Genomic DNA, 17,273 nt, shown 5'->3' with positions numbered 1-17,273 from the left:
TCCGTGGACCTGTCCCTGTCGACTCGCAACGTGTCTGGACCTGGTGGCGACCGTACGGTCGTCGAGGTCGGTGGCGAGATTGATGTGTATACCGCGCCGAAGCTGCGCGAGCAGTTGGTCGAGTTGGTGAACGACGGCAGTTACCACCTGGTCGTCGACATGGAAGGCGTGGACTTCCTCGACTCCACCGGACTCGGCGTGCTCGTGGGCGGACTCAAGCGCGTCCGGGCCCATGAGGGCTCGCTGCGACTGGTCTGCAACCAGGAGCGCATTCTCAAGATCTTCCGGATCACCGGGCTGACCAAGGTGTTCCCCATTCACACCTCGGTCGACGAAGCCGTCAACGCCACCGACTGACGGCTTCCGGCGAGACCGGAAGCAGGAACAGGGGCACCGGGCCGAAAGCCCGGGCCCCTGAGAAGCACGCCCGTACGTCCGAGGGGGACCGCAGATGGCCACCGTTGAACTTCGATTCAGCGCCCAGCCCGAGCACGTCAGGACGGCCCGCCTGGTGGCGGCCGCCGTGGCGCGCCGAGCCGGGGTGGACGAGGCGGTGCTGGACGAGGTCCGACTCGCGGTCGGCGAAGCGTGCACCCGTGCGGTGGGACTCCACCGCAGCAACGGCATCGCGGCTCCGGTCCGGGTCGCGCTGACCGAGGAGGAGAAGTCGTTCTCCATCGAGGTCGGCGACGAGGTGCCCGGTTCGGGCGGCGGCGCGGCCGGATCGGTCCCCGGGGTGCGCAGCACCACGGGGCCCGGCGCCGTTCCCGCGTCCGACGCGGACGCCGACGCGGACGGTGAGGACGAGATGGGGCTCGCGGTCATCAGCGGCCTCGTCGACGATGTCGAAGTCGTCACCGGCGTGGCGGGTGGGACCATCCGCATGAGCTGGCCGACAACACCGGCGGCCGTTTCTCCTTGATCTCCCGCCGGTTCCGGGCGGACAGATCTTTTACGTGAGACCCTGCTGAGCAGGGTCTTTCGTATTTCTTGGATCTCTTTCGGGAGATCGTCGCGAAATCATGAATGCGTTGGCCCCGTTACGGCGTTCGAAGGGATTGCGGCAATACGATCATTCGCTGGGCGGCAAGCGAAGGCCAATCGGGTTCGCGGCGCTCTGTTTTGATCAGGTTCCGCTCCCTACAATCCGTCCACATCTTGAGCTCTGAGCGTCAAGGAGGACGAATGGCGGGGCTCTTCACATCGGATCAGCTGGATCACCCCTCTACTCTCGCGGCAGCGGTACTCACCGACGGGAACCGGATCATCGTGATCGTCGTCGCCGTAGTGGCACTGGCGGCACTGGTCGTCGCCCAGCTGCTGGTACGTCAGGTACTGGCGGCCGGCGAAGGCACCGAAAAGATGAAAGAGATCGCTGCGGCGGTGCAGGAAGGCGCGAATGCCTATCTGGCCCGCCAGTTGCGCACCCTCGGCGTATTCGCCGTCGTGGTGTTCTTCCTGCTCATGCTGCTTCCGGCGGACGACTGGTCGCAGCGCATCGGACGTTCCGCGTTCTTCCTCGTCGGCGCTCTTTTCTCGGCGGCGACGGGTTACATGGGGATGCGGCTGGCCGTACGCAGCAATGTGCGCGTGGCGGCCGCCGCGCGTGAGGCGACTCCGGCCGAGGGGGAGCCGGAAAAGGATCTGACGGCCGTCTCGCACAAAGCGATGAAGATCGCTTTCCGTACGGGGGGCGTGGTCGGCATGTTCACCGTGGGTCTCGGCCTGCTCGGCGCCGCCTGCGTCGTGCTCGTCTACGCGGCCGACGCGCCCAAGGTGCTGGAAGGCTTCGGACTCGGCGCCGCGCTCATCGCGATGTTCATGCGCGTGGGCGGCGGCATCTTCACGAAGGCCGCCGACGTGGGCGCCGACCTGGTCGGCAAGGTCGAGAAGGGCATCCCGGAGGACGATCCGCGCAACGCCGCGACCATCGCCGACAACGTGGGCGACAACGTCGGCGACTGCGCGGGCATGGCGGCCGACCTCTTCGAGTCGTACGCCGTGACGCTCGTCGCGGCACTCATCCTCGGCAAGGCCGCCTTCGGGGACGCCGGACTGGCCTTTCCGCTGATCGTTCCGGCGATCGGCGTGGTCACCGCGATGATCGGCATTTTCGCGGTTGCCCCGCGGCGCGCCGACCGCAGCGGAATGACCGCCATCAACCGCGGTTTCTTCATCTCCGCCGCGGTGTCCCTCGTCCTGGTCGCGGTGGCCGTGTTCACCTATCTGCCGTCCTCCTACGCCGATCTGGACGGCGTGACCGACACGGTCGTCCAGGGGCACGACGGCGACCCGAGGGTGCTGGCGCTCGTCGCCGTCGCCATCGGCATCGTGCTGGCGGCGCTGATCCAGCAGCTGACCGGCTACTTCACCGAGACGACCCGGCGCCCCGTCAGGGACATCGGCAAGTCCTCGCTCACCGGCCCCGCCACCGTCGTGCTGGCCGGCATCGCCATCGGCCTGGAGTCCGCCGTCTACACGGCGCTGCTCATCGCACTGGGGGTGTACGGGGCGTTCCTGCTCGGCGGCACGTCGGTCATTCTCGCCCTCTTCGCGGTCGCCCTGGCCGGCACCGGCCTGCTCACCACCGTCGGCGTCATCGTCGCGATGGACACCTTCGGCCCCGTCTCCGACAACGCCCAGGGCATCGCCGAGATGTCGGGCGACGTCGAGGGCGCGGGAGCCCAGGTCCTCACCGACCTGGACGCCGTCGGGAACACCACCAAGGCCATCACCAAGGGCATCGCCATCGCCACCGCGGTCCTCGCGGCGGCGGCGCTCTTCGGCTCGTACAAGGACGCCATCGCGACGGCGCGCGACGACGTCGGGGCGAAGGTGGGCGAGCTGGGCCTGCAGATGGACATCTCGCAGCCCAACAACCTCGTCGGCCTGATGCTCGGCGCCGCGGTCGTCTTCCTCTTCTCGGGGCTGGCGATCAACGCGGTGTCCAGGTCGGCCGGCGCGGTGGTCTTCGAGGTGCGGCGGCAGTTCCGCGAGCATCCGGGGATCATGGACTACACGGAGAAGCCGGAGTACGGCCGGGTGGTCGACATCTGCACCAAGGACGCGCTCCGCGAGCTGACCACACCGGGCCTGCTCGCCGTGCTGACGCCGATCGCGGTCGGCTTCTCGCTCGGCGTGGGCGCGCTCGGCGCGTTCCTCGCGGGAGCCATCGGCACCGGCACGCTGATGGCCGTCTTCCTCGCCAACTCCGGCGGCGCCTGGGACAACGCCAAGAAGCTCGTCGAGGACGGTCATCACGGCGGCAAGGGCAGTGAGGCCCACGCCGCGACCGTCATCGGTGACACGGTCGGCGACCCGTTCAAGGACACCGCGGGCCCCGCCATCAACCCGTTGCTGAAGGTGATGAACCTGGTGGCGCTGCTCATCGCCCCCGCGGTGGTGCAGTTCAGTTACGGCGGCGACGCCAACGCCGGAGTGCGTGCGGTCGTGGCGGCGCTCGCCATCGGCGTCATCGTCGGCGCGGTGTACGTCTCCAAGCGGCGCGGGATCGCCGTGGCCTGACGCGGGCACCGCCGGACGGGTGAGCGGAGCCGGCCCGTCCGGTGGCGCCGTCGAAGGTCGTGTCGTAGTACTCGTAACACCGTCTCAGAGGGCGGGCGGACGCCGCGTGCTGACGTGGTGTCCGCCCGTCGGGCGCTGTTTTTCGCGGTGTGTCGTGAGGTGTCTCTCCCTTGGTTCAAATGGCTACAAAAGCCCATGAACCGGACGTATGACATGCTGATGTCGCCCACTTGGCGTGTATGTTCCGGGGCCGAGAGCCTTGGAAGGGACCAATCCGGTGAACAAGAAGTTTGCGGCCGCACTGTCCGGCGGTGCGGTACTGGCAATGGCGCTGTCCGGTTGCAGCAGCGACGACAGCGACGACAAGGTCAACGACTGGGCGAAGACGGTCTGCGACCAGGTGCAGCCCCAGTTGAAGAAGATCTCGGACGCCAACACCTCCATCCAGCGGCAGACCGCGGACAACAGCAAGCCCGCCGACGTCCAGGAGACGGACTCCCGCGCCTTCCAGCAGATCTCCGACGCCTACAAGGCCATGGGGACGGCCGTGGACAAGGCGGGCGCCCCGCCCGTCGAGGGCGGGGAAACCACCCAGAAGGAAGCGGTCAAGGAGCTCAACGACTCCTCGGCGGCGTACGCGGGCCTCAAGAAGCAGGTCGACGGGCTCGACACCAAGGACCAGGCGAAGTTCGCCGACGGTTTGAAGGGTGTCGCCGACGAGTTGAGCAAGATCAGCAGGAGTGGCGACCAGGCCCTCCAGAAGCTCCAGTCCGGCGAGGTCGGCAAGGCGATGGCCAAGCAGCCCGGGTGCCAGAAGCCCGGCGCGACCTCCGCCTCGCCCGACGCGAAGGCGTAGAACCGGCCGCGGGCCATGTCGCCGCGCACGCGGCCCCGTTATGGCGCGAACGGCCCCGCCGCGCGGTCCGGAACCCCGAAGAGGGGCCGGGCCGCGCGGCTTTTGTCAGTGGGAGCGGCGACAATGGCCGGGTGAGTACGACCAGCCTCCCCGCGAGCCTCCCCGCGCCCGAAAGCTCAGCCCGACTGCGCGACGCTCTCCTCGCCGCCGACTTCACCGCCGACGGGCTGCTGGAGCTGCTCGGCGCGCCCGCGTACGCCGCGCTCGCCCGCAGCGAGACCGTGCCCGCCCTGCGGGCCACCCGGGGCGGCGGCCCGCTCGAAACGCTCGTACGGCTCTTCCTGCTCCAGCAGGCCGTGCCCGCCGACCGCGCGGGCGCCGTGCTGCCCCTGGAACAGTGCCTGGCCGACGGCTGGCTGGTGCGGGAGGGGGCGGACGGCGGCGAGGGCGTACCGGGGGGCGTGCGGGCCACCGTCGACGTGCGCCCGTACGGCGGTGAGGAGGGGCAGGACTGGTACATCGTCTCCGACCTCGGCCGCGCGGTCGGCGGCGCCGGCGGTGCGGGCACCCGCGACGAGGGTGTCGTCCTCGGAGTCGGCGGCGCGTCCACCACGCTCGCCGGGATCACCGTCCGTACGCCCGTCTCCAGGGCCCTCGACCTCGGCACCGGGTCCGGCATCCAGGCGTTGCACGCGGCGCAGCACGCCGTGCACGTCACCGCCACCGACCTCAACCCGCGCGCCCTGCACTTCACCCGTCTCACGCTCGGGCTCTCCGGGGCGCCGGAGGCGGACCTGCGTGAGGGTTCGCTGTACGAGCCCGTCGGCGAGGACACGTACGACCTGATCGTGTCCAATCCGCCGTTCGTCATCTCGCCAGGTGCCCGCCTGACGTACCGCGACGGCGGGATGGGCGGGGACGATCTGTGCCGCACGCTCGTTCAGGGAGCGGGGGAGCGTCTGAACGACGGGGGGTACGCGCAGTTCCTCGCCAACTGGCAGCACGTCGAGGGCGAGGAGTGGCAGGAGCGGCTGCGCTCCTGGGTGCCGCGCGGCTGCGACGCCTGGATCGTGCAGCGCGAGGTGCAGGACGTCACGCAGTACGCCGAACTGTGGCTGCGCGACAGCGGCGACCACCGCACCGACCCCGCCGAGTACGCCGCGCGCTACGACGCCTGGCTGGACGAGTTCGAGGCCCGTAAGACCAAGGGCGTCGGCTTCGGCTGGATCACGCTGCGCAAGTCCGGCGCCGAGGACCCCTCGATCACCGTCGAGGAGTGGCCGCACCCGGTCGAACAGCCGCTCGGCCCGGTCGTACGGGCCCACTTCGCGCGCCAGGACTATCTGCGGGCGCACGACGACGCGGCCCTGCTCGCCGGTCACTTCAAGCTCGCGGACGAGGTCGTGCAGGAGCAGATCGGCCTGCCGGGCGCGGAGGACCCGGAGTACGTGGTGCTGCGCCAGAACCGCGGCATGCGGCGGGCGACGAAGGTCGACACGGTCGGCGCCGGGTTCGCCGGAGTGTCCGACGGATCGCTCAGCGCGGGCCGCATCCTGGACGCCATCGCGCAACTCCTGGGGGAGGACCCGGTGCTGCTGCGGGACCGGACGCCGGAGTCGATCCGGCTGCTGGTCGAGCAGGGCTTCCTGGAGCCCCTGGACTGAGCGGTGGTCCGGACCGCGCGGGCCCGCTCCCGCTGACGGGCCGCCCCGGGTTCCGGCCTGCCAGGCCTGCCCTGCCCCGGCCCGAAACGAGCGGGCCCGGGGTCGCCGGCCGGCACCTCCTGGAGCCCCGCGGCCGCCCTCCGCCGCGAACCGGCCGCCCGCGCCCTCCCCAGCCGCCCACGCGTCGTTCACCGCCGGTTCGTGTTCCGGTCGCCGGGTGGTGTCCCGGGGGTGCCAGCCTCACGGTCCGGAAGAGCCGGTGGGGGCGGGGCGAGGGTGAGGGGTACGGGGATGGAGAGCGGGCCAGCGTTTTTCGCCGGAGCGGCGTTCACGGTGTTCGGAGCCGCCCTGCTGTGGTGGACAGGGGCGCGCACTCTGCGTCGCGCGCCGGTGGCGCACGGGACGAGCCCCGTGACCTCCTTCGCGCTGGCCACCGCGTTCGGCGCGGCCTTCGTCGTTCTCGGAGTGTGGTGTTTCGGCCGGATCTGATCGGAAGAGATCCACACGGCATCTCCACGAGGTCTTCAGAGAGGTCCCGCAGGGGCGGTCGGGCGGTCCGGGCGGCAGGAATGCCGGGAGTCGGGTTACCGTTCGAGTGGCCGTTGCGGGCTTTTGCCGTTTGACACGGGGACGGGTTGTACCGTCACACTCCGCAGCGTCACGTACGGACCACTGAGTGTCGACCGGAGAGAAGAGCCAAGTTGTCCCCGACCAGCGAGACCGCACACGGCGGCCGCCGACTCGTCATCGTCGAGTCGCCCGCCAAGGCGAAGACGATCAAGGGCTACCTCGGCCCTGGTTATGTCGTCGAGGCGAGCGTCGGGCACATCCGCGACCTCCCGAACGGCGCCGCCGAGGTGCCGGACAAGTACACGGGTGAGGTGCGACGCCTCGGCGTCGACGTGGAGAACGACTTCCAGCCCGTCTATGTCGTCAACGCCGACAAGAAGGCGCAGGTCAGGAAGCTCAAGGAACTCCTCGCGGAGTCCGACGAACTCTTCCTCGCCACCGATGAGGACCGCGAGGGCGAAGCCATCGCGTGGCACCTCCAGGAGGTCCTGAAGCCCAAGGTCCCGGTCCACCGGATGGTCTTCCACGAGATCACCAAGGACGCGATCCGGGCCGCCGTGTCCAACCCGCGCGACCTGAACAAGCCCATGGTCGACGCCCAGGAGACCCGCCGCATCCTCGACCGCCTCTACGGCTACGAGGTCTCGCCGGTCCTGTGGAAGAAGGTCATGCCCCGGCTCTCCGCCGGCCGTGTCCAGTCCGTCGCCACACGTCTCGTCGTCGCCCGGGAACGCGAGCGCATCGCTTTTCGTTCCGCTGAGTACTGGGACCTGACCGGCACGTTCTCCACGGGACGCACCGGTGACGCCTCCGACCCGTCCTCTCTGGTCGCCCGCCTGACGACGGTCGACGGCCGGCGTATCGCCCAGGGCCGCGATTTCAACTCCGTGGGACAACTCAAGAGTGACGTCCTTCACCTCGACGAGGCCAACGCCCGCGCCCTGGCCGACGCCCTCGCCGACTCGCCGTTCGCCGTCCGCTCGGTCGAGTCGAAGCCGTACCGCCGCTCGCCGTACGCCCCGTTCCGTACGACGACCCTGCAGCAGGAGGCCTCGCGCAAGCTGGGCTTCGGCGCCAAGGCCACGATGCAGGTCGCGCAGAAGCTGTACGAGAACGGCTTCATCACCTACATGCGTACGGACTCCACCACGCTGTCCGACACCGCGGTCCAGGCTGCCCGCGCCCAGGTGACGCAGCTGTACGGCGCCGAGTACCTGCCGGACAAGCCCCGCACGTACGCCGGCAAGGTCAAGAACGCGCAGGAGGCGCACGAGGCCATCCGCCCCTCGGGCGACCGCTTCCGCACGCCCGCCGAGACGGGCCTCAGCGGCGACCAGTTCCGCCTGTACGAGCTGATCTGGAAGCGCACCGTCGCCTCCCAGATGAAGGACGCCGTCGGAAACAGCGTGACGGTGAAGATCGGGGGCCGGGCGAGCGACGGCCGGGACGCCGAGTTCTCCGCCTCCGGGAAGACGATCACCTTCCACGGCTTCATGAAGGCGTACGTCGAAGGCGCCGACGACCCGAACGCCGAGCTCGACGACCGCGAGCGCAGGCTCCCGCAGGTCGCCGAGGGCGACGCGCTGCGCTCCGAGGAGATCTCGGTCGACGGGCACGCCACCAAGCCGCCGGCCCGTTACACCGAGGCGTCGCTGGTCAAGGAGCTCGAAGAGCGCGAGATCGGCCGCCCGTCGACGTACGCCTCGATCATCGGCACCATCCTCGACCGCGGCTACGTCTTCAAGAAGGGCACGGCGCTCGTGCCGTCCTTCCTGAGCTTCGCCGTGGTCAACCTGCTGGAGAAGCACTTCGGCCGTCTCGTCGACTACGACTTCACGGCGAAGATGGAGGACGACCTCGACCGCATCGCGCGCGGTGAGGCCCAGGCCGTGCCGTGGCTGCGGCGCTTCTACTTCGGCGAGGGCGACGCCGCCGCCGGTGTCGCACCGGGTGGCGCGGCGGACGCCGGCAACGGCGACGGCGACCACCTCGGCGGCCTCAAGGAGCTCGTCACCGACCTCGGCGCGATCGACGCCCGGGAGATCTCCTCCTTCCCGGTCGGCGACGGCATCGTGCTGCGGGTGGGCCGCTACGGCCCGTACATCGAGCGCGGCGAGAAGGACGACGAGAACCACCAGCGCGCCGACGTGCCGGAGGACATGGCGCCGGACGAGCTGACCGTCGAGTACGCCGAGGAGCTGCTGGCCAAGCCGAGCGGCGACTTCGAGCTGGGCACGGACCCGGAGACGGGCCGCCAGATCGTCGCGAAGGACGGCCGGTACGGCCCGTACGTCACGGAGATCCTTCCCGAGGGCACTCCCAAGACCGGCAAGAACGCGGTCAAGCCGCGCACGGCCTCGCTCTTCAAGTCGATGGCCCTGGACACGGTGACGCTGGAGGACGCGCTCCGGCTGATGTCGCTGCCGCGCGTCGTCGGCACGGACGCCGAGGGCGTCGAGATCACCGCGCAGAACGGCCGGTACGGCCCGTACCTCAAGAAGGGCACGGACTCGCGCTCCCTGGAGACCGAGGACCAGCTCTTCTCGATCACGCTCGACGAGGCGCTGGCGATCTACGCCCAGCCCAAGCAGCGGGGCCGGGCGGCCGCCAAGCCGCCGCTCAAGGAGCTCGGCACCGACCCGGTCAGCGAACGTCCGGTGGTCGTCAAGGACGGGCGCTTCGGCGCGTACGTCACGGACGGCGAGACGAACGCGACCCTGCGGACCGACGACAGCGTGGAGGACATCACCCCGGAGCGGGGTTATGAGCTCCTCGCGGAGAAGCGCGCCAAGGGCCCGGTGAAGAAGAAGACGGCCAAGAAGGCTCCGGCCAAGAAGGCCACGGCGAAGAAGACCGCCGCCAAGAAGACGACCACGGCCAAGACCGCCGCGGCGAAGAAGACGGCTGCCAAGACGGCGACGGCCAAGACGACGGCGGCGAAGACCACCGCCGCCAAGAAGACCGCCGCCAAGAAGGCTCCGGCGAAGAAGGCGACGGCTGCCAAGGCCGCGGCGCCGGCTTCCGAGGAGTAGGCGACGGCAGGAACGCGCGGCCCCCGGTGCCTCCCGGCGCCGGGGGCTTACCTGTGCGGACGCCCGTATGGTCAGGGCTTTCCTGTCGGGACGCCCGTATGGTCCGTGAGCACACGTTTGTTCGGGCGGGCCTCCGGTGAGTGCCGGGCTCCGGATAGGCTGGGCGGATGACGCGAGCCGAGCAGCCAACGGTCGTGAGCCCCAGCTCCGACGCACTAGCCGCAGACTCACGCGAGCGAGCCGTACGCGCCCTGCTGCGCCTTCCGCCGCTCAGGCGGTTGTGGAGCGCACAGCTCGTCGGCCATACCGGCGACGCCCTCGCCCTTCTCGTGCTGCTGTTGCTGTCGCTTCAGGCGGCGATCTCACAGGGGTCGTTCGGCGGCGGTTATCGCGGTGCGGCGTTCGCGGTCGCCGCGGTGTTCGGGGCGCGGATCCTCGCCACCTTCCTCTTCGGAGCCCTGCTTCTGGGCCCCGTCTCCACGCTTACCGGGCCGTCGGGGCCCCTCGACCGCCGCTGGACGATGATCGGCGCGGACGGGCTGCGGCTCGCCCTCCTCGTCGTCGCCCCGCTGTGGATCGACTGGACCCCCGACCAGGCCCAGGCCGTACTCCTGAGCACGGTCTTCGTCGCAGGCGTCGCCGAACGGTTCTGGACGGTCGCCAAGGAGGGCGCCGCTCCCGCGCTGCTGCCCGCGCCGCCGCCGGAGGGCGCGACGGTGCGCCCGCTGCCGGACCACCTGGACGCGTTGCGCCGGCTGTCGCTGCGTACGAGCTTCGTCGCGCTTCCCGCGGCCGCGGCGGTACTGCTGTCGGCGACGCTGGTCGGCAACCTGCTCGGAGCCGGCATCCCCTGGTTCACGCAGCACCAGGCGGCCCTCGGGTCGTACGTCGCCGCCGGCCTCTTCGCCGCCTCCGTGTCCACGCTGTACTTCCTGGAGCTGCCCGACGCGCAGACGCCCCGCGCGCGCTCCCCGCTGGAGGGCCTGCGCCGGCCCAAGACCGGCACGGGCGTCGACAAGGGGCGTACGGGCGCGATCCGCCTCATCGTCCTGGCCTGCGCCTCCGTCGCCGGGGCCATCGCCGCCGCGGCGGCCGTCGCCGTGCTGCACGCCAAGGACCTCGGCGGCGGCCCCGTCACCTTCGCCCTGCTCTTCCTGGGCCTGACCGGCGGCACCGTGCTGGGCATCCGCTCGGCGCGCAAGGTGCTGCCGACGCTGTCGCGCCGCCGCCTGCTGGCGCTCGCGATCGCCGTCACGGGCGTCGCGCTGCTCGCCATGGGCCTGGTGCCCGACACGGCGACCGTACTCATGATCACGCTGTTCGCCGGCTTCTGCGCCGGTGTGGCCGCGAACACCGGTCACACGCTGCTCGACCAGGAGACCGAGGACTTCCGGCGGGCGCGCACCACCGAGCACCTCCAGGCCGTCGCGCGGGTCAGCATCGCGCTCGGCGCGGTCGTGGCCCCGCTGCTCGCCGCCGCGATCGGCCCGCACCGGCTGGCCAACGGCAGCTTCGTCTTCGCCCACGGCGGCGCCGCCTTCACGCTGATGCTCGTCGGCGCGCTGCTGCTGCCGGTGGCCGCGCTCGTACTCGCCAAGGCCGACGACCGCCAGGGCGTACCGCTGCGACGCGACCTGCGCGAGGCCCTGCGGGGCGGCGAGCCCGACCAGGCGCCCGCCGCCACCGGGTTCTTCATCGCGATGGAGGGCGGCGACGGGGCGGGCAAGTCCACGCAGGTCGAGGCGCTCGCCGAGTGGATCCGCAACAAGGGCCACGAGGTCGTCGTGACGCGCGAGCCGGGCGCCACGCCGATCGGCAAGCGCCTGCGTTCCATCCTGCTGGACGTGTCGAGCGCGGGTCTGTCGAACCGCGCGGAGGCGCTGCTGTACGCCGCCGACCGCGCGGAGCACGTCGACTCCGTCGTGCGCCCGGCGCTGGAGCGCGGCGCCGTCGTGATCACGGACCGGTACGTCGACTCCTCCGTGGCGTACCAGGGAGCGGGCCGCGACCTCTCGCCGACCGAGATCGCCCGCATCTCGCGGTGGGCCACGGACGGGCTCGTACCGCATCTGACGGTGCTGCTCGACGTGTCGCCGGAGACCGCGCGCGAACGGTTCACGGAGGCTCCGGACCGGCTGGAGTCGGAGCCGCCGGAGTTCCACGCGCGCGTGCGGCACGGTTTCCTGACGCTGGCCGCAGCCGATCCCGGGCGCTACCTGGTCGTCGACGCCGGGCAGGACCCGGAGGCGGTCACCACGGTCGTACGCCACCGGCTGGACCGGATGCTGCCCCTCTCCGAAGCCGAGGTGAAGGCGCGGGAGGAGGCGCGGAAGGCCGCCGAGGAGGAGGCGCGGCGCAAGGCCGAGGAGGAAGCGGCGCGCAAGGCGGAGGAGGAACGACTGGAGCGCGAGCGGCAGGAACAGCTCGCGAAGCTCCGGGCCGAGGAGGAGGAGCGCAAGCGCCGCGAGATCGAGGAGGCGCGGCAGCGCGAGGCCGAACTGCAGGCGGAGGAGGCCCGGCGCCGGGCCGAGGAGGCCCGCCGACTGGCCGAGGAGGAGCGGCTGCGCCGCGAGGCCGAGGAGAAGGCGCGCGCCGCCGAGCAGGAACGGCTGCGCCGGCAGGCCGCCGAGGAGGCCCGCCTGCGCGCGGAGGCGGAGGAACGCCGCCGCGAGAAGCAGCGCAGGGCGGAGGAGGCACTGCTGCGGGCCGAGGAGGCGCGTCGGCTCGCGGAGTCGGCGGCGGCGGCTTCCGCGGCTGCTGCTGCGGCGGAGCGCGCGGCGCGGCCGGCGGCGCCGGAGTCGCCCGCCCAGTCGCCTTCGGCGTCCGCGTCCCCGGCCGCTTCCCCCTCTGCCTCACCGTCCCCTTCCGCGTCGCCGTCTCCTTCCGCGTCGGCGGGGTCCGAGCCGTCCGACGTCGAGCTGACCGTGCCCACGCCGGTCGTGCGCCCGGACGAGGTGACGCAGACGGTGGAGAGGCCGCGCGTCGACATGCGCAAGGACGAACCGGGTGGGTCGTCCCCGGAGTACGCGACGGACGACACGGCGGTGCTGCGGCCGGTGCGGGACGCGGGTCCGGTGCCGCCCGTGCGGGACGTCGCGCCTGCCGAGGAGACGGCGGTGCTGCCGCCGGTGAGGGACGCGGGTCCGGTGCCGCCCGTGCGGGATGTCGCGCCTGCCGAGGAGACGGCGGTGCTGCCGCCGGTGCGGGACGCCGGTTCCGTGCCGCCCGTACGGGACGCTTCGCCGGCCGAGGAGACCGCAGTACTGCCGTCCGTACGGGACGAGCCGTCGGACCGGGTGCCCCCGGGCTTCTTCCGCGACGAGCGCGGGGCAACCTCCGACGACGCGGGTGACGGCAACGACCGCACGCGGGAAATGCCGTGGCTGGATCCGGAAGCGGCGCATCCGACCTCGGGCCAGAACGCGCGCGCGGCGCGTCGGCGCTCCGACTGGGCCGAGGAGACGCCGCTCGACGATCTGCCGTCGCTGGCGGACGAGCTGCTGGGCGGCCGGGACGCGGACGAGGACGACGGTGGCCGTCGGGGGCGGGGCGGCCGCCGGTAGGCGGTCGGGCCGAGCCGGGCCTGCCCGGCTCGGCGCGGTGCCACCCCTCCCGCTGCCGACACCCCGCACCCGCGATGCGGCCCGCACATGTGGGCCGTCGGGCGCCCGGCGGGCGTGGAGTGTCAGTGGGGTCGACCACAATGGTGGTCGTCGGATCGAATCAGTGAGCACGTAGGCAGCAGCGCGAGGGCGCGGCGGAGGCGGTAGCACCATGGCCGTATGGGACGACCTGGTCGGGCAGGGGCGGGTTCAGGCGCAGTTGGCCGCCGCCGCGCGGGACGCCGACGGCCTCGTCACCGCTGTCGCGGACCGGTCCGGGAGCACCCTCGCCCCCGCCGCGTCCAGGATGACGCACGCCTGGCTGTTCACGGGCCCGCCGGGTTCCGGGCGGTCCACCGCCGCCCGCGCGTTCGCCGCGGCTCTCCAATGTGTCAGTCCGGACCGCGCGCTGGGCGGGGAGCCGGGCTGCGGGTTCTGCGACGGATGCCACACGACGCTGGTCGGCACCCACGCCGACGTGGAGATCGTCCGCACCGACCAGCTGTCCATCGGCGTGAAGGACACCCGCGAGCTCGTCAGGCGGGCCCAGCTGTCGCCCGCGGGCGGCCGGTGGCAGGTCATCGTCCTGGAGGACGCCGACCGGCTCACCGAAGGCGCCGGGAACGTGCTGCTGAAGGCCATCGAGGAGCCCGCTCCCCGTACGGTGTGGCTGCTCTGCGCGCCGTCCCTGGAGGACGTGCTTCCGACCATCCGGTCCCGCTGCCGTCACCTCACCCTCAGCACGCCGTCCGTCGACGCCGTCGCGGACGTGCTCGTACGGCGTGACGGCATCGATCCCGCGACCGCCGCGACCGCCGCCCGCGCCACCCAGGGCCACATCGGGCGCGCCCGCAGGCTGGCCACCGACGAGCGCGCGCGGGCGAGGCGCGCCGTCGTCCTCAAGGTTCCGCTGCGCGTCGCCGACATCGGCGGCTGCCTCAAGGCGGCGCAGGAGCTGGTCGACGCGGCCGGCGAGGACGCCAAGGAGGTCGCCGAGGAGATGGACGTCAAGGAGACGGACGACCTGAAGGCGGCGCTCGGCGCGGTGTCGGGCGGCCGCATGCCGCGCGGCACGGCGGGCGCGATGAAGGAGCTGGCCGACCGCCAGAAGCGCCGCTCGACCCGTACGCAGCGCGACAGCCTCGACCTCGCGCTCAGCGACCTCACCGGGTTCTACCGCGACGTTCTCGCGCTCCAGCTCGGCTCCCGGGTCGCCCTGGCCAACGAGGACGCACGGGACTCCCTGGACCGCGTGGCGCAGAGCTCGACGCCCGAGCGCACGCTGCGCCGGATAGAGGCGATCATCGCCTGCCGTCAGGCCCTGGACCGCAACGTGGCGCCGCTGCTCGCGGTGGAGGCCATGACGGTGGCCCTGCGCGCCGGCTGACCAGGCCGGTCGGCCCGCCCGACCTCAGCGCGTCCGCTCGGTGCGACCTCCGCGCGTCCGCTCGGTGTGACCTCCGCGCGTCCGCTCGGCCCGGCCTCCGCGCGCCCGCTCGGGTACGCCGCCAGGGCCCGTCCCGGTTGACCGGATCACTCGTATGAGCCGCTGGGCGCACAATGCGTCATCGCCGCACTACGCTCCGAGGATGGACACCAGGCATCTGATCCGGATCTCTGCCACAGCCCTCGCGACGGCCGGGTTGCTCATCTCCGGCTGCTCGTCGGGGGGCTCGTCCCCGAGTGCCTCGGCGTCCGCGCCGCCGGCGGCGGTCCCGGCGGCCCTGAAGGCGTACTACACGCAGAAGCCGGCCTGGCGCGAGTGCGGCGTCTCCGGCTTCCAGTGCGCCACGCTGAAGGCCCCGCTCGACTACTCCGAGCCCGAGCGCGCCGACATCAAACTGTCCGTGTCCCGCAAGAAGGCCACCGGCCCCGGGAAGCGGCTCGGCTCGCTGCTGGTCAATCCGGGCGGCCCCGGCGGTTCGGCGGTCGGCTACCTCCAGGCGTACGCCGCGATCGGCTACCCCGCGCCGATCCGCGCGCGGTACGACATGGTGGCCGTCGACCCGCGCGGTGTGGCCCGCAGCGAGCCCGTGGAGTGCCTGACGGGCAAGGAGATGGACGCGTACACGCAGGTCGACCAGACCCCCGACGACCAGCGGGAGACGGGCGCCCTGGTCACCTCGTACAAGAGTTTCGCCGCCGGCTGCCAGCAGCGTTCGGCCGCGCTCCTGCCACACGTCTCCACCGTCGAGACGGCCCGCGACATGGACATCCTCCGGGCGGTACTGGGCGACCGGAAGCTGAACTACGTCGGTGCGTCGTACGGCACCTTCCTGGGCGCGACGTACGCCGAACTCTTCCCCGCCCGCGTCGGCCGCCTCGTGCTCGACGGCGCGATGGACCCGTCCCTGTCCGCCCGCGACATGAGCCGCGACCAGACGGCCGGCTTCGAGACCGCGTTCCGGTCGTTCGCCGCGGACTGCGTCCGGCGCAAGGACTGCCCGCTGGGCACCGGCACGCCGGCCGACGCCGGGAAGCGCCTGAAGGGCTTCTTCAACAAGCTCGACGCCAAGCCCGTACGCACCGGTCAGAGCCGCCTGCTCGGTGAGTCCCTCGCGACGACCGGCGTGATCGCCGCGATGTACGACGAGTCCGCCTGGGCGGAGCTGCGCACCGCGCTCACCCGCGCGTCGGGCGGCGACGGCGCGGCCCTGCTCGCGCTGGCCGACAGCTACTACGAGCGCGCCGCCGACGGCAGCTACCAGAACCTCATGTACGCGAACGCCGCCGTGAACTGCCTGGACCTCGCCCCGGCCTTCACCGGCCCCGACGACGTACGCGCCGCCCTTCCCATCTTCGAGAAGGCGTCCCCGGTCTTCGGCAGGGGCCTGGCCTGGGCGTCCCTGAACTGCGGCTACTGGCCGACGAAGGCGACCGGCACCCCGCACCGCATCGCGGCGAAGGGCGCCGCCCCGATCGTCGTGGTCGGCACCACCCGCGACCCGGCGACCCCGTACAAGTGGGCGAGGTCCCTGGCCGGCCAGCTGGCCTCCGGGACCCTGCTGACGTACGAGGGCGACGGGCACACGGCGTACGGCCGGGGCAGCGACTGCGTCGACACCGCGATCAACACCTACCTCCTGGAGGGCACGCCCCCGAAGAACGGCAAGAAGTGCTCCTGAGCCCTCTGACCTGCGCGGATGCCCGCCGCAGTGGGCTGTGCGGAGCACCCCTGGAAACTGTGTAGACTTGTGCCCGCTGCTGATCGCACCATGGTGTCGGCAGCGGCGCCGCCTTAGCTCAGTTGGCCAGAGCAACGCACTCGTAATGCGTAGGTCTCGGGTTCGAATCCCGAAGGCGGCTCTGTGGAAGCCCCAGGACTCACTCGCCGTGACCTGGGGGCTTTTGCTTTTGTCCAGGGACAGGCTGCGTGTGCGTCGCCTGGGCGCCTTCTCATCCTTCGCCCTCTTCGCAGCCTTTCGGGTTGCCCTCCCCGTCTCGGCCTTGCGCTCGCCGCACCTGCCGGGATTGCACAGGGGCACGCTGTTAGGTTCCCCATGTTGTTGATGGTCACGGGGATGTGTTCCCCGGGCACCTACGTCTTTTCCTTGCCGGTGGAATGGGGTGCCTCGTCGGCCGACTTCGGCGGCGGAGAGGGGTTGCCGGACGACGACCGTCGGTGTGGATGCAGAGGGGCGGCGCGGCGAGGATCTCGGTGGCGAGCCGGAAGAGTGCGGCGCTGTGGGCCTGGTCGGGCCGTGCTCAGGGCCTGCCCGCCCGAGATGATGGTTTGCTCTTCCGGGATGATTTCCCCAACCACCGCGGCCTGGTCGAGTTGATGCACGTTACCAGTGACTGGTCACCGAGGTCGCTGATGCCTGCGGGAGGGAGGTCGTCTCGCGGACGGCTCGACCAGTGTAAACACACTCGTGTCCGACTGATCACTCACGTGGTCTGGGCGCCCCCGCAACGCGGCCGCTGCCATGAGCGGCACTTGCCTTCGGATCGAGGCCCACGATTCCGGCACAAGAGCCGCATCGGTTCTCGTCGAGGTTACCGATGATGCTTCCAAGAAGTGTGC

At 71.5% G+C, this 17,273-nt stretch carries 10 protein-coding genes and 1 tRNA gene; all 11 read left to right on the top strand.

Annotated elements, in window-relative coordinates; translation table 11 throughout:
- Window positions 1-3: 3 nt before the first annotated feature.
- The 11 genes from ACWGH0_RS18925 (at window position 4) to ACWGH0_RS18875 (ending at window position 16,555) form a co-directional block, all read left to right on the top strand.
- Window positions 4-357 (top strand): STAS domain-containing protein, encoded by a 354-nt coding sequence (locus ACWGH0_RS18925; protein WP_028810414.1) that lies wholly within the window; start codon window positions 4-6, stop codon window positions 355-357.
- 94 nt (window positions 358-451) lie between these two features.
- Window positions 452-922: an ATP-binding protein gene (locus ACWGH0_RS18920; protein ID WP_453405302.1), complete on the top strand. Its 471-nt coding sequence runs from the start codon at window positions 452-454 to the stop codon at window positions 920-922.
- A 263-nt stretch (window positions 923-1,185) separates the two neighbouring features.
- Window positions 1,186-3,525 carry a sodium-translocating pyrophosphatase gene (locus ACWGH0_RS18915; protein WP_453405301.1) on the top strand — a complete coding sequence of 780 codons (2,340 nt, stop codon included), beginning with the start codon at window positions 1,186-1,188 and terminating at the stop codon, window positions 3,523-3,525.
- Between the two features lie 277 nt (window positions 3,526-3,802).
- The gene (locus tag ACWGH0_RS18910; protein WP_453405300.1) at window positions 3,803-4,381 is read left to right on the top strand and encodes a small secreted protein; all 579 of its coding nucleotides are present in this window, start codon (window positions 3,803-3,805) and stop codon (window positions 4,379-4,381) included.
- Window positions 4,382-4,512: 131 nt separating this feature from the next.
- Window positions 4,513-6,045: a DUF7059 domain-containing protein gene (locus ACWGH0_RS18905; RefSeq protein ID WP_453405299.1), complete on the top strand. Its 1,533-nt coding sequence runs from the start codon at window positions 4,513-4,515 to the stop codon at window positions 6,043-6,045.
- A 291-nt stretch (window positions 6,046-6,336) separates the two neighbouring features.
- Window positions 6,337-6,534 carry a hypothetical protein gene (locus ACWGH0_RS18900; RefSeq protein ID WP_453405298.1) on the top strand — a complete coding sequence of 66 codons (198 nt, stop codon included), beginning with the start codon at window positions 6,337-6,339 and terminating at the stop codon, window positions 6,532-6,534.
- A 212-nt stretch (window positions 6,535-6,746) separates the two neighbouring features.
- Window positions 6,747-9,647, top strand: a complete 2,901-nt coding sequence (gene topA / locus ACWGH0_RS18895; protein ID WP_453405297.1) for a type I DNA topoisomerase — start codon at window positions 6,747-6,749, stop codon at window positions 9,645-9,647.
- A gap of 167 nt (window positions 9,648-9,814) precedes the next feature.
- On the top strand, window positions 9,815-13,210 hold the full coding sequence (gene tmk / locus ACWGH0_RS18890) for a dTMP kinase (RefSeq protein WP_453405296.1): 3,396 nt from the start codon (window positions 9,815-9,817) through the stop codon (window positions 13,208-13,210).
- Between the two features lie 211 nt (window positions 13,211-13,421).
- Window positions 13,422-14,636, top strand: coding sequence for a DNA polymerase III subunit delta' (locus tag ACWGH0_RS18885; RefSeq protein WP_453405295.1), 1,215 nt, complete (start codon window positions 13,422-13,424; stop codon window positions 14,634-14,636).
- A 202-nt stretch (window positions 14,637-14,838) separates the two neighbouring features.
- Window positions 14,839-16,374: an alpha/beta hydrolase gene (locus tag ACWGH0_RS18880; protein WP_453405294.1), complete on the top strand. Its 1,536-nt coding sequence runs from the start codon at window positions 14,839-14,841 to the stop codon at window positions 16,372-16,374.
- A 107-nt stretch (window positions 16,375-16,481) separates the two neighbouring features.
- A tRNA-Thr gene (locus ACWGH0_RS18875) sits at window positions 16,482-16,555 on the top strand.
- Window positions 16,556-17,273 lie beyond the last annotated feature (718 nt).

The sequence above is a fragment of the Streptomyces sp. NPDC054887 genome (assembly GCF_053610585.1).
The sequence above is the reverse complement of the archived record's forward strand: the minus strand, read 5'-3'. Positions and strand labels throughout refer to the sequence as shown.